This window comes from Vibrio gigantis (assembly GCF_024347515.1).
GTDB classification, from domain to species: Bacteria; Pseudomonadota; Gammaproteobacteria; order Enterobacterales; family Vibrionaceae; genus Vibrio; species Vibrio gigantis.
Genome location: NZ_AP025493.1, coordinates 1,351,568 through 1,365,239, shown reverse-complemented (window position 1 = coordinate 1,365,239; position 13,672 = coordinate 1,351,568). Strand labels below are relative to the sequence as shown.

At 44.3% G+C, this 13,672-nt stretch carries 12 protein-coding genes; 8 read left to right on the top strand and 4 right to left on the bottom strand.

From position 1 onward, the window contains the following. Nucleotides 1-70 precede the first annotated feature (70 nt). The 4 genes from OCV56_RS22155 to OCV56_RS22140 all read left to right on the top strand — a co-directional run bounded on the left by OCV56_RS22155 (nt 71) and on the right by OCV56_RS22140 (nt 4,414). The gene (locus tag OCV56_RS22155; RefSeq protein ID WP_086714678.1) at nt 71-1,693 is read left to right on the top strand and encodes a phosphoethanolamine transferase; all 1,623 of its coding nucleotides are present in this window, start codon (nt 71-73) and stop codon (nt 1,691-1,693) included. Nucleotides 1,694-1,841: 148 nt separating this feature from the next. Then, entirely contained in the window at nt 1,842-2,687 is an 846-nt protein-coding gene (locus OCV56_RS22150) for a GNAT family N-acetyltransferase (RefSeq protein ID WP_086714677.1), read from the top strand. A gap of 121 nt (nt 2,688-2,808) precedes the next feature. Continuing rightward, nucleotides 2,809-3,648: a helix-turn-helix domain-containing protein gene (locus OCV56_RS22145; RefSeq protein WP_086714676.1), complete on the top strand. Its 840-nt coding sequence runs from the start codon at nt 2,809-2,811 to the stop codon at nt 3,646-3,648. Nucleotides 3,649-3,781: 133 nt separating this feature from the next. Then, nucleotides 3,782-4,414, top strand: a complete 633-nt coding sequence (locus tag OCV56_RS22140) for an esterase/lipase family protein (RefSeq protein ID WP_086714675.1) — start codon at nt 3,782-3,784, stop codon at nt 4,412-4,414. 133 nt (nt 4,415-4,547) lie between these two features. On the opposite strand, the gene OCV56_RS22135 is transcribed toward OCV56_RS22140, so the two are convergent. Then, nucleotides 4,548-5,522, bottom strand: a complete 975-nt coding sequence (locus OCV56_RS22135; protein WP_086714674.1) for an arginine deiminase-related protein — start codon at nt 5,520-5,522, stop codon at nt 4,548-4,550. Between the two features lie 544 nt (nt 5,523-6,066). On the opposite strand from OCV56_RS22135, the gene OCV56_RS22130 reads away from it, so the two are divergent. Continuing rightward, entirely contained in the window at nt 6,067-7,917 is a 1,851-nt protein-coding gene (locus OCV56_RS22130) for an ABC transporter ATP-binding protein (RefSeq protein WP_086714673.1), read from the top strand. 286 nt (nt 7,918-8,203) lie between these two features. Then, a complete protein-coding gene (locus tag OCV56_RS22125; RefSeq protein ID WP_086714672.1) occupies nt 8,204-8,908 on the top strand; it encodes a DUF445 family protein in 705 nt (234 codons plus the stop codon). A 113-nt stretch (nt 8,909-9,021) separates the two neighbouring features. Here OCV56_RS22125 and OCV56_RS22120 read toward each other — a convergent pair whose 3' ends face one another. Next, nucleotides 9,022-9,510 (bottom strand): Lrp/AsnC family transcriptional regulator, encoded by a 489-nt coding sequence (locus OCV56_RS22120; RefSeq protein ID WP_004732526.1) that lies wholly within the window; start codon nt 9,508-9,510, stop codon nt 9,022-9,024. A gap of 278 nt (nt 9,511-9,788) precedes the next feature. Between OCV56_RS22120 and OCV56_RS22115 the strand changes: the two genes are divergently transcribed. Further along, a complete protein-coding gene (locus tag OCV56_RS22115) occupies nt 9,789-9,959 on the top strand; it encodes a hypothetical protein (protein ID WP_086714671.1) in 171 nt (56 codons plus the stop codon). A 710-nt stretch (nt 9,960-10,669) separates the two neighbouring features. After that, complete coding sequence (locus OCV56_RS22105; RefSeq protein ID WP_086714670.1) at nt 10,670-11,191, top strand: MerR family transcriptional regulator; 522 nt, start codon at nt 10,670-10,672, stop codon at nt 11,189-11,191. A 105-nt stretch (nt 11,192-11,296) separates the two neighbouring features. Here the strand turns inward: OCV56_RS22105 and putP are convergent, their stop codons facing one another. Together putP and OCV56_RS22095 are read right to left on the bottom strand one after the other, a co-directional pair. After that, a complete protein-coding gene (putP, locus tag OCV56_RS22100) occupies nt 11,297-12,823 on the bottom strand; it encodes a sodium/proline symporter PutP (RefSeq protein WP_170926838.1) in 1,527 nt (508 codons plus the stop codon). A gap of 134 nt (nt 12,824-12,957) precedes the next feature. Further along, nucleotides 12,958-13,662 carry a 1-pyrroline-5-carboxylate dehydrogenase gene (locus OCV56_RS22095; protein ID WP_086714669.1) on the bottom strand — a complete coding sequence of 235 codons (705 nt, stop codon included), beginning with the start codon at nt 13,660-13,662 and terminating at the stop codon, nt 12,958-12,960. Nucleotides 13,663-13,672: the final 10 nt, after the last annotated feature.

Genomic DNA, 13,672 nt, shown 5'->3' with positions numbered 1-13,672 from the left:
CGTTAATATTAGAGCTTTCTTGGTAGCGAGGCTAAAATGAAGGGATAAGAGACGCGGGAAAACAAGACCTATGAATCTACCAAACTTAAACATGTCGATAAACAAGCTGCCTTTTGTGTTGGCCGTGTATTACCTGCTTGTCATCAACCTACCGCTCTCCCAAGAACTGTTTAGTATTGTTCAAGCATCGAAGTCTGAAAGCATTGCCTTTCTTATCTCCATTCCTATCTTTTTCCTTGCTGCCTTTAATTTCATCTTCCAAGTTTTCAACTGGCCTATCTTCTCTAAGCCGTTTTTCATCTTATTGCTGATCACGTCAACCTTAGTCAGTTACAGCATGTTTAATTACGGTATATTCGTCGACTACGGCATGATAGAGAATGTGTTTGAGACCAATAGCGGTGAAGCAGCAAGCTATATCAGTGGTCACTCGATCTTATGGCTACTTGCTATGGGTGGTATTCCGTCATTCATCCTGTTATTTACCAAACTTGATAAAGAGTCTTGGAAGGATTTCTTTGTCTGGAAATCGATTGGCTTACTTTCTTCTTTGATCGTCATTGCGATTATTGCCGGGCTTTTCTACAAAGATTACGTATCGTTTGGCCGCAATAACTCGCACATCAAAAAGATGATCATTCCGACCGAGTATGTGGCATCAACGGTGAAATACATCAATAACACCTACATCAAACAACCCATCCCATATCAAGAACTGGGCTTAGATGCTCAACTCAAACCACAAGCGAAAACGGCAAGCAAGCCGACCTTATTGGTGTTTGTACTTGGCGAGACTGCTCGCGTGTATAACTACCAGTATTATGGCTATGAGAGAGAAACCAACGCTCACACTAAGCCTTACAACCCGATATTTTTCTCTGATGTTCAGTCGTGCGGAACAGCCACCGCGGTTTCCGTGCCGTGTATGTTCTCGAACATGAATCGAAGCAACTACGACCGAGACAAAGCCTACAACCAAGACAACGTGGTCGATATTATGAATCGCGCGGGAATTCACTCTATCTGGCGAGAACACGATGGTGGAGACAAGGCGGTCGCACACAAAATCAAAGAGTTGACGCTCGTCGCCAAAGACAGCGACCCATTGTGTAATAAAGATGTGTGTTACGACACGGCGATGCTAGAGAACTTTGAACAAGATACTCAAGATCTTAAGCAAGATAGCATCATTTTCTATCATATTTCGGGTTCTCACGGCCCAACGTACTTTGAGCGTTACCCAGATGAACATAAGAAATTCACGCCAGACTGCGCTCGTGCAGATATTGAAAACTGCACCAAAGCAGAAGTGGTTAACACCTACGACAATACCATTCTGTACACGGATTTCTTTCTATCAGAGGCTATTCAGAAGCTAGAGAAACTTACTGATAAGTACAACGTTGCGCTGATGTATATTTCCGACCACGGTGAATCTTTAGGGGAAAACGGCGTCTACTTGCACGGCATGCCTTATTCATTGGCACCGAAAGAGCAAACCCACGTTCCTATGATCATGTGGATGTCTGATGGCTTTGCCGAACAGAAAGGAATAAACCAAACCTGCTTGAGAAAGGCAGGTAAAGAGCAGAGTTTCTCGCAAGACAACCTGTTCGACTCTTTACTCGGCTTGATGGACGTGCAAACCAAAGAATACCGAGAGAACCAAGATATCTTCGCTTCCTGTCGCTAGTTTGAAATAGTAATTCGTACATATTCCAACCAATGGGGCTCATTTATGAGCTCCTTTTTTGATCCAGAAAAAGTTGTCGTTTTTGTTCAATACCTGCCTAAAGCACTCGCCTACACTTGCTGCTATTGAAACAACAGGAATTAACGCGATGTTAGACATAAAAAAAATCACAACACTTAACGACTTAAGCGAACTTAAAACGGCTTACTTTGCTGATTCAACAGCCCCACTCGATGGGATGTGGCACTTCGGCTTTGTGCCAATGTCAGACCATTACGGCTTTTACGAAAACAACATACTTGTGGGCTACTGCGTGTTGAATGGTGAAGGCTACTTACTTCAGTTCTATCTAGCATCAACCGGCAACACCAATAGCGAAGACTTATTCACCTTAATCGTGGAGAACAACAGCTCTGTGATTGATGAGGTGAAAGGCGCATTCGTGAGCACGGCAGAGCCGCAATACTTATCACTATGCATGGATAACACCGGTTCATTTAAGGTGAATTCATTGATGTATCGCCAAGACCAAGAAGCTAACTCTAGTCGTAATTCGGGTCGTATTGAAGACATCGAGATGACTCTCGCGACGGAAGAACAACTAGAGCAATTAGTGGAATTTACTTCATCAGCGATTGGGGCACCTAAAGAGTGGCTAACTGGTTACTACTGCAACTTGATTGCTCGGCAAGAGCTGTGGGGCTACTGGGAAAATGACCGTATTCTCGCTACTGGAGAGTGCCGCAAGTTTGACGAGCATCAGACGCAGTTTGCTGACTTGGGTATGATTGTCGCGCAAGCAGAACGAGGAAAAGGCTTAGCAACACGCATCCTAAACTTTCTAACACAGCACGCCAACAGCCAAGGTTTGGAAGCGATGTGTTCAACAGAAAGCAGCAACATCGGCGCGCAGAAAGCGATCGCTCGTGCAGGTTTGTCATCGAAAAACCGAATCCTACAATTCGATTTTAGTGAGTTAAAGGAAACGGATTAACCTAGATTCGGATTACCAAACATCAATACTAAGTTCTGAGAGTAGATACAGATAAAAACTGTCACCTGCAGCGATATACACATATAGTTGTGGGTGGCAGTCATCTGAAATAGAAGGTCTAATGATCAATTGGTTACAGTCTCCAAAATCCCCTGAAGTCGCTCAGTTCATTGATTGCTACTGGCTGATCGAGAAGAAGCCCGACGCCCAAACTCATCAATTTCCTAAGCTCAACCCTGATCCTTCAGCGCATTTGATTCTATCTCCAAACGGCCAGCCTTATCACTACACGATAGAGCAACAGGTCGATCAAGGCGTTGGCTGTCATTTACTGCTGCCACACCATAAAGCCATCGAGCTGGATCACTCGAAGCCGTTTATCCACTTAGGTATCAAGTTCCACGTTGGATCTTTGTACTCGCTAACTATCCCTGACTGCCCGCATCCAAGCTTAGATCGCGTCAACACCATCGACCTTGCAGATCTGCTAAACAATCCAAACACCGGTGCAGCATCACTAATCAAGCTCGCTCAAACCGACTTTGAAGATTGTTGCCACCAATTGGATGAATTGCTGCTACCTTGGTTATCGACAGGTAAAATAGACAGACACAGCGAAATCACCCGCAAGGTGTTAGAAGTACTTGGTACAACACCAATTGCAGAGCTCGGCGACAAACTGTTTTGCTCGCAACGCACCTTGGAGAGAAGCTTCAACAAGGTTACCGGATTAACGTTGAAACAGTGTCAATCGATGAACAACCTCGAGGCGATGCTCGAATACTTGTATAAACGAAATTTTGAAGACATTGATTGGATAGACGTCGCCTACCAGTTTGGATTTAGCGACCAGCCACACCTGATTCGTTACCTTAAGAAAACTATTGGCTTAACGCCGAACACTTATGCCAAACAAGGTGGCTTAACCATTGATGTGTATGGTGGAGTGAGATCGGAATAACTCATTCTTTATCTATAACGCACATTCTTTCTACAGTGAATACTCTGCCTGTTGTGTCCCATTAGCTGCAAGTTTTATTGAGTTTAGATTTGCGACTAAATATACTGGAGACACCATCAGACGGAGGGCAAAAATGAATAATAAAAACAAACATATAGTTTTAATTCATGGTCTATATATGCCTGCGTTGATCATGCAATATCTGGATAGAAACTTCAAAAAACGCGGCTTTACAACTCACAAGTTTGCTTACAACTCACTGCGCTTCCCTTCTGCCGCTAAACGCCTCAACCGCTTCGTGAATGCACGCTTTGATGAACACGATGAGGTCTACTTCTTTGGTCACTCGCTCGGTGGCTTGCTGATTCGCCACTACTTTAAGTTCTACCAGCCCGACTTTGCCGACACCTGCATCATTACCGCGGGGACTCCACACAATGGCGCGACTATCGCTAAAACGCTGTCGAATCATGGCCTCGGATTTATCTTTGGTTCAAGCAAGATGATCTTAAGCGATGGCCTGGGTGACTACGATATTGATGTGCCAATTGGTGTCATCACCGGCACCTACGACGCTGGTGTAGGCCGCATTGTATTGGGCAGAAACCCGGGGGATGGTACCGTTACGCTTGAAGATGCCAACCTGCGAGGCGCAACAGACACCTGCGCGCTCAACCTAAACCACACCGCGCTTGTGTACTCTAAGGAAGTAGTCGCACTCTCAACTCAGTTCATCGAACACAGGGCTTTTAAGAACGCTTCATAGCTTATTTCAGTTAGCTTTTACGCGTTTACTCCTGTATCGAGCTCTTGTTCTCTTATTTGTGATGGATAAAAACAAAAATACCACTCTGCGATCGAGTGGTATTCAAAAGTTCATTACTGGAAGTGAGTGCTTGTTACAGACGGTTCACTCGCGTTGGTAAGAACACCTCCCCCAACATGCATCGCACCGAACCACCACCAATGTCTTCAATCGTTTTCACGTTAAATGGTAGCAACTTGCCGTGTGTAGAAAGCTGAGCTAATTGAGCTGGAGAAAACGCATCGTAAGCCGACTGAGACATGGCAATCACCTTGTCACCATTTACGGTTTCAAGTTGTAGGATGTTGCCACAGAATCGGTTCATCTGATCAATTGAGATAGAGATAACCTGCTTATCTTTAGCAAGCGACTTCACTACAAAACGGCGCTCAAACTCTGGGATCACTTCATCACAGATCACGCAGAAATTATCACCAATCGCCATCATCACATTGGTGTGGTAAATCGGCTGACCAGACGGCAGTGCGGTTTGGAATGAAACCACGCGAGAGTAACCAATACGCTTCGCATAGTCTTCTAACACTTCACGGTCACAACGCTGAGAAAGCGCTGCGTAAATGGTCTTATTGATATGGTCGATCACCATCACGCCAGTGCTCTCTAGGTAAGAACCTTGAGCGATGTAAGACTCTAGAGACTCGCTGTGGTTAACAATGCGACCAGATGCTTCAAGCGCTTCAATAAGGGCACTTGGCTTCACTTCATTTTGGCGGTTTTCACACGCCATAGGGAACGTAAATAAGCTTCCGTCACCACAGGTGCTGAACCAGTTGTTAGGGAATACCGCATCTGGGGTTTCCACACCAAGTTCTGGGTAGTCAAACTCTACAACTTGCACACCTTCTTTACGCAACGAAGCGACCATCGCCTTAAATTCGGCCATGGTTTCTAATTTTACCTCAGCTTCAGTCAGATTAACTCTGTGCTGAAACTCATTATCTTGTGCCGTTTCTTCATTAAATTTAAATTCTTTTGGCGGCACCATAACAACGCAATTGGCGTTTTGAACATTAGTAATGTGAAGTGATTTTTTGTGTAGGTTTAACATCTCAACCGTCCCTATCTTTTATTTACCTCAGAATTGTAAACAACTTGTTACGATAAGATTCACTGAAAAGAATAATGATTTGAATATTTATCCCAAACAATTACTGCAAAACTCAGTTTATTCGGTAAATTTTACTGCAAGATAACAGCACATCAGAAAGAACCAACTGTTTGCATATTAGATACAGAATTTGTTGAATAAATATCCGAGTTTCATTCTCTAGCTTGCTGCGGGTTTAGGTTACAATTTAATCCATTTAGCGTTAGGATTATCACCGTTGCATAACAATCAATTACGTTTGAAATAAGCTTAACTTTTCCTGTCCGATTCACTCTAAAATAGGCGTCATGAAAGACACTCTTTGGACCTTTCCTGCGGCATCGCTTAAACCAAAATCCATCGAATGACTTAATGCTTATAAGAACGAATTGGCACTTATATAATTTCAAACTAAGACTGTAAAATTTCAAATCAAACCTATAAAAACAAAGCTACACAGACGATGCAGTTGCTAATAGATGCATTCGTTTATAAAGGGAAATCTATGTACAAAAAATTTGAAGGCTTTACTGAAGCCTTTCCAAAGGGAGAGCCGATACAACCTCCTACTGGAATACTGGCATTTTGCCGCCATTACACTCGTGGTTTTGAAAAGCCGTTAATCTTGCTCGGCCTAATGAGCATGACCATCGCGATCATCGAAGTCGCGCTGTTCGGTTACATGGGTCAACTGGTTGATTGGCTATCAACCAGTAACCCAGAAACCTTCTTAGCAGATAACCAGTCCACTCTTATGGGTCTTGGTGTGCTGCTGTTGGTCGTGATGCCAATCTTGATCAGTGTTTACTCGCTTTTGCTTCACCAAACTTTGCTGGGCAACTACCCAATGTCGATTCGTTGGTTAGCGCACCGCTATCTTTTGAAGCAGAGCTTGTCATTCTATCAAGATGATTTTGCTGGCCGCGTCGCCACCAAAGTAATGCAAACATCGCTCGCAGTACGTGAAACTGTGACCAAGATGGTTGATGTGTTTGTCTACGTGACGGTTTACTTCACCGCGATGCTGTTCATGCTGGCTGAATCAGATTGGCGCTTAATGGCTCCGATGCTGATTTGGCTATTCGTTTACATCGGAATCCAACTGCACTTTGTACCAAAGCTAAAAGACGTTTCTTCAGAGCAAGCGGATGCGCGCTCATTGATGACAGGTCGTATTGTTGATAGCTACACCAATATCGCAACCGTGAAACTGTTCTCACACAGTAAAAGAGAAACTGAATACGCCGAAGAAGGCATGGAAGGTTTCTTAGATACGGTACATCGTCAAATGCGCTTAGTTACTGGCTTCAATATCTGCGTTGAATTCGCTAACTATCTGTTGGTGTTCAGCATTGCAGGTATCTCTATCTACTTATGGTTAGATAACGCAATCACCGTGGGTGCGATCGCGATTGCGGTCAGTTTGGCTCTGCGTATTAACGGCATGTCGAAATGGATCATGTGGGAAATCGGTGGTCTGTTTGAAAACCTAGGCACTGTGATTGATGGTATTAAAACCCTGTCTAAGCCCATCGCTATCGAAGACAAGAAAGACGCAAAGCCTTTGGACGTTCCACAAGGTGGTATCCATTTCGACAACGTGAGCTTTAACTACGGTGAGAATAAGGGCGTGATCAACAACCTTAACCTCAACATTAAGCCGGGTGAAAAAGTGGGCTTAGTGGGCCGTTCAGGTGCGGGTAAGTCTACCCTAGTGAACTTACTGCTGCGTTTCCACGATGTAGAGAGTGGTCGCATCCTGATTGACGGTCAAGAGATCTCAACAGTGACGCAAGATTCGCTACGCAGCAACATCGGTATGGTGACCCAAGATACTTCACTATTGCATCGTTCGATCAAAGACAACATTCTTTACGGTCGACCTGAAGCATCAGATGAAGAAGTTTACGCAGCCACCAAACAGGCTCACGCACATGAGTTTATCGAAACTCTAACCGACCCGTTTGGCAACGTGGGCTACGATGCTCAAGTAGGTGAACGTGGCGTTAAGCTATCTGGTGGTCAGCGTCAACGCGTCGCTATATCACGTGTTCTTCTGAAAAATGCTCCGTTACTTGTTCTCGATGAAGCAACTTCTGCACTCGATTCTGAGGTAGAAGCGGCCATTCAAGAGAGCTTGATTGAGCTAATGGAAGGCAAAACGGTTATCGCGATTGCACACCGCCTGTCGACCATTGCTGCGATGGACCGCCTGATCGTGCTTGATGCAGGCAATATCGTAGAAGAAGGCACGCACCAAGAGCTAGTTAATCAAAATGGCATCTATGCACAACTATGGAATCACCAAACAGGTGGCTTCATTGCCGATGATCTTGAGCAAGCTACGAGCACTTAATTTTTGTGCTATTTTAAAAGTGCGGCGTGATTCACACCAATTTGTTAATTAGCGGTAAATTACACGTGGCAGAATGTTATGTCGTAATTATATAATGACATTAATACCAAAGACGCCTCGCTTGCGCGTTCTGGAATAAGGCTAGACTTCGGGGGGAGGCTAGCCTTTTTTATGCCTGTTATTTGGCCCTCTTTACTACCTGTCCAATAAACTTCATCGATCCTTTTGTTTTTTTCTTGGCGTTTTTTTCTTAAAATGCGCGCAATATTCTTTCTAGAGATTAACCATGAACAAAAGTGTCTTAACTAACGTTATTGCGTTAGCACTGCTTGCTGGCGGCTATGCGACAGCAAACCAATATTTGCTTTATGCAGGTCTATTCGCATTTTCTGGTGCCATCACCAACTGGCTTGCGATTCACATGTTGTTCGAGAAAGTACCCGGTCTATACGGTTCTGGCGTTATTCCAGCACGCTTTGAAGAGTTCAAGGCTGCCATCAAGCAACTCATGATGGAACAGTTCTTTACTGAAAGTAACATCGACCGTTTCCTAAGCAGCGAGATGACAGGAAAGTCGCTCAATCTAGAGCCTGTAATTCAGAAGATCGACTTTAATCCAGCATTCGACTCGTTAGTAAACGTTATCGAGAATTCACAGTTTGGTGGCATGTTGGCAATGTTTGGTGGCACAGAAGCACTAGAGCCTATGAAAGCGCCATTTGTGGAGAAGATGCAAGAATCTGTGATTGAAATCAGCAAGAGCGATTCAGTGAAGAATGCCATCAAGGAAGAGCTGGAATCGCCAGCAATGATGGATGAAATCAAAGAGAACATCGAAGCTATCATTGATCAACGTTTGAATGAACTGACACCTAAACTGGTGAAAGAGATGGTTCAGACCATGATCAAGAAACACCTTGGCTGGTTGGTCGTCTGGGGCGGTGTATTCGGCGGTGTTATTGGTCTTATTTCAGCGGCGATTACACTGTAAAGCGCCTATGACTGCGCTTATCTGATTGTCCTTTCTGGCAGTCACAAAAAATGGAAGCTCATCAGCTTCCATTTTTTATATCTAGACAAGCATGATTGAAGTAAAAGCCAGCCCTATTTTAAGGTTGCCAATAACTCAGGGTTAACACCAAAGCCCTTCTTATGCTCTTCAATCACCACTTCACTACGTGTCTGAATCACACCAGGTAAGGTACCCAACTTAGTGGCCATAAATGCTTGGTACGCCTTCATGTCTTTCACTCGAACCTTAATCATGGTGTCGAAGTCTCCCGATAGTGAATAGCACTCTTCTACTTCGGGCATCATTTCCACGGCTTGAGCAAACTTATCAAAGATTGAAAAACTGGTTTGGTCAAGACGAATATGAATGAAGACTTGAACATCGAGTCCCAACTTCTCTGAGCACAGCTCAGCATGGTAACCCGTTATGTAGCCCTCTTTTTCCAATCGCTTGAGTCTATCAGAGCAAGGAGACGTGGTTAGGTTGACCTGCTTGGCCAACTCAACCACGGGTAAACGCCCTTTCATGTGCAGAATTCTTAGTATCTCTTTATCGATACGATCAAGTTGATGCTGAGACATAACATTCCTTAAACATTCTAAATTCTGCTCAGTATATTCCATACCTAGAGCAATCGAAGAAAACCCCGCTCACACATTTAAAAACTAAACGCACAAGTGACATTCATATCAAATATAAATCAATACAAACCGATAACACGCCTTATAAATCAAACCCTGGTTATTAACAAATTATTATAGGAATGACCCGATAAACAAATAAGTTGAGCCAGAAACGAAAGAAAGGATATATGGCAAAGTGAATAATAGAATTATCAAAGAGAAAGGATGACTCTATTATGAAAACACAAGAACTCGCATATAAGCCTTACGGTATTGGTTCATGGACACACGTAACGGTATCAAAAGATGTGGCTCAGGCACTAGCAAATGAGTACTCAAGCTATGGTTGGGATGTGAAGATTGATGGCGACGCCATTGACGCTGAGCTAGCACTCAAAGCCGCATAGAAACGCAAAAACCTCCTAAAGCGGAGGTTTATCGATCTAAGTTAGCAAGCACTTACTATAAGTTAAGCTAAACCAACTTGGGGTACAGTACTTCCTGTTTCGCAACGGCAATTACACGTTCGGCAAAAGTGCTGCGTTTCCATATCATAATATAAGTTGCCACTAAATAGCTTTGAGGTCCATTGCATCATACGGCCAGAGGCTGTCTCGGGCTCTGATTCACAACGTTTCATTATAGACTTATGTAGTGTTGTTTTTTTACATCCTTTGCAATAGAGATCAGGCATACCTTTGTCCTATAGGTCTTTAGTGGTTACTGACAATTGACACATCATGTCCAATTCGGTTCCACAATTCACCGAGCTAATAACAAAAGTGAGCGCCAAGTTCAAAAAATAGCCACTTTTCTATTTCATTTTTTGACATCACACGCCATTGAGTAAGTTGATCTTTCAGTTCTCACGCAAGATCCGGCCGCTTCGATTTACATTGTAAAACCCCAACAACCGCTCGTTCACGCCTGATTTCAACCTGATCTTAAATACGACAAACGTCGCACCCCCATAACCAAAGTGCAGATATAAATCGGTTATTCAAATTGCCGAATCAAAACTCATAACCTATACACCTTTGTATGACGCGATTAGAATACTCGGCTATCAATCAAACATGCCTGTTTAGTTCACGCTCTCGCAACCAATGAGGTAGAAATGCTCACCGTCACTCAAATTGCCAAGGCATATAACATATCTCGCACCACCATTTTGTACTATGAGCGAGCAGGGTTGCTTCTGCCTCATAGCCGCTCAGACAACGGTTATCGTTGGTATGGCGACAAAGAACAGACTCGTTTAGAGAGTATCATCTCTTACCGATCCTTTGGCCTGTCCATCCAAGAAATTGCCGCACTAATCGATCGCAAGGACGATGTGAAACAAGAGCAGACACTAGTGAACCAGTTCAACGCTTTAGAAAAGGAGATTCAGAACCTTCGCCAACAGCAGAAAGCAATTGTGATGTTATTGGAACAACCAGAGTTGCTAGAACAGAAGATACTGACAAAAGAGCGCTGGGTGCGGGTGATGGAGAACGCCGGGTTCGACGAAGAGGACATGAAAAACTGGCATAAGCAGTTTGAGAAGATGGAGCCAACCGCTCACCAAGAGTTTTTAGAGTCTTTGAATATCAACCAAGATGAGGTCAAGAGCATTAGGGAGTGGTCAAAAAAATAGAGCCACCGAAGTGACTCTATTTTTATAGTTAATATGTTTGCTAATTCATCAGAATTTTACAATGTAAATTCGTCTAGTTTTTCACCTAGACGAACTCCAACGGAACTAGTCTAGCTCAACTAGGTTCTTCTCGAACTCAGCGTGTTGCTTCTTAACTTCATCTTCTGGCTCACCAGTAATCAAGCTAACTACAACGATAGAAATCGTTGATAGGATGATTCCTGGTACGATTTCATACACATCGAACCAACCGCCCGTGAACTGCTTCCAAAGTACAATCGTAACACCACCAACCACGATGCCGGCTAGAGCGCCGTTACGGTTCATACGAGACCAGTACAGGCTCAATACGATAGCTGGACCGAATGCAGCACCAAAACCAGCCCATGCGTAAGATACAAGGCCAAGTACTGAACTGTCTGGCGTCATCGCTAACACAAGAGCAATCAGAGAGATTAGGATAACCGCGAAGCGGCCTACACGAACGATCTCTTCAGACGTCGCATCTTTCTTAAGCACTTGCTTGTACAAGTCTTCTGCCATTGCAGATGAAGAAACAAGAAGTTGTGAATCCGCAGTACTCATGATTGCCGCTAGGATTGCAGCAAGTAGGATACCTGCGATTACTGGGTGGAACATCGCGTTCACAAGAAGCATGAAGATCTTCTCGCCATCGTCTAACTTAGGTGCACCAGAGTTCGTCACGTAGATTAGACCAACAAGACCCACAAGCATTGCACCAATCATAGACAGTGCAGTCCATACCACCGCGATACGACGCGCTGTTGTTAAGTCTTTATTAGTACGTGTTGCTTTGAAACGAGCAAGGATGTGTGGTTGACCGAAGTAACCTAGACCCCATGCCGCTAGCGAGATGATCGCGATAGCAGAAAGCGGCTCACCTTTCGCATCATTCCATAGCGTTAGTAGCTCTGGGTTGATGTTGTGTAGGTCGCTAGATAGCTGACCAAGGCCGCCGTTCATTGCTGCGATTGGTACAATCAATAGCGCAGCAGACATTAGTAAACCTTGAACCAAGTCAGTCCAAGATACCGCAAGGAAACCACCAAACAGGGTGTACGAAACCACACATACCGTACCGATAATTACCGCCGTTGTGTAATCTAGGCCGAATACCGTTTCAAACAATTTACCACCAGCTACCAAGCCTGAACTTGTGTAGAAAAGGAAGAATAAAAGGATAAAGAAAGCAGAAATTGTTTGGATCAGCTTAGAGTTATCGTTGAAGCGACGAGATAGGAACTCAGGCAGCGTCAGTGATTCTGTCGTAATACTGTAAGTACGTAGGCGTTTAGCACTGATTAACCAGTTTGCCCAAGTACCAACAAGTAGGCCACCAGCAAGCCAAAATGCTTCAAAGCCAGCGGCGTAAGCGTAACCAGGCAGGCCAAGTAGCAACCAACCACTCATGTCTGATGCACCAGCAGAAAGTGCAGCAGGCCATGGGCCTAACGAACGACCACCTAGGAAGTAGTCAGTTGAGTTAGATGTACGTTTGTAAGCAATAACACCGATCGCTAGCATCATAATTAGATACGCAATGAACGTCGTCGTTATTGCAAAACTGTTTTCTATCATTTGATAGTCCTCATTTTGTAGAAAGCCTTCCATGCCTAATTCAATGCAAGACACTCACCGTAAAGGCAAGCGAGTGCATTGAGTTAGGTATTCAGGCTCCAAAGCACTATGGGTTAAATCCAAAAGTGGAAAAAACCAAAAGTGATTAGAGCCAATTTTACTGAAGGTTAGTGAGCTTCGCTTCCAAGTTCGAGCAAGGTCGCGTTACCGCCCACGGCTGTTATATTTATAGTTCGCGTGCGCTCGGTAATGAAGCGCAGCGATAGGTGTGGATCATTAGCAACATTCATTGCCGTCAGATCCGTTTCAGCGACTAAACCGACGATTGCACCGTCACGCTTAGCAAGCTGTAAATTGATAGCTTGTGCCGTTTGTGAATTACCCACATAACCTGCACTTCGTACATCGTAAGACAGCAACTGTTGAGCGGCGTCATACGAGGCAACCTGTACCAAGTTAGTTGGCAAATTCGCTTGTTTCGCAGCCTCAGAAATTAAGGTGTTGAACTGCACGTCATCACTGCACAATTGAACGCTGTTACCAGCCAATAGTGCAGCGGTAATCATTGCCATTGCGGTTTGCAGTGCCGGCACTTTCTCTTCACAATCATCAACAATCACTAAAGCCACACCACGACCTGCGGCATACAGCTCATTGGTTTCGCCCGTAGGGCCAGCCATTAGATGTTGTTCAGAAAGCAGCGCAGACGCTTGCTCTAGGTGATAAGTCGCCACCGCCGCCAAAGGCTTAGATTGACTCTCGATCTCTGATTTAAATGAAAGTACCTGAGCACTCTTATGATCAAAGTCGGTAAGATTCCATTGTTCCCACGCTAACAAAGCATCAGAAAAACCTGTCACTTGATGAACCATGATACTGCTC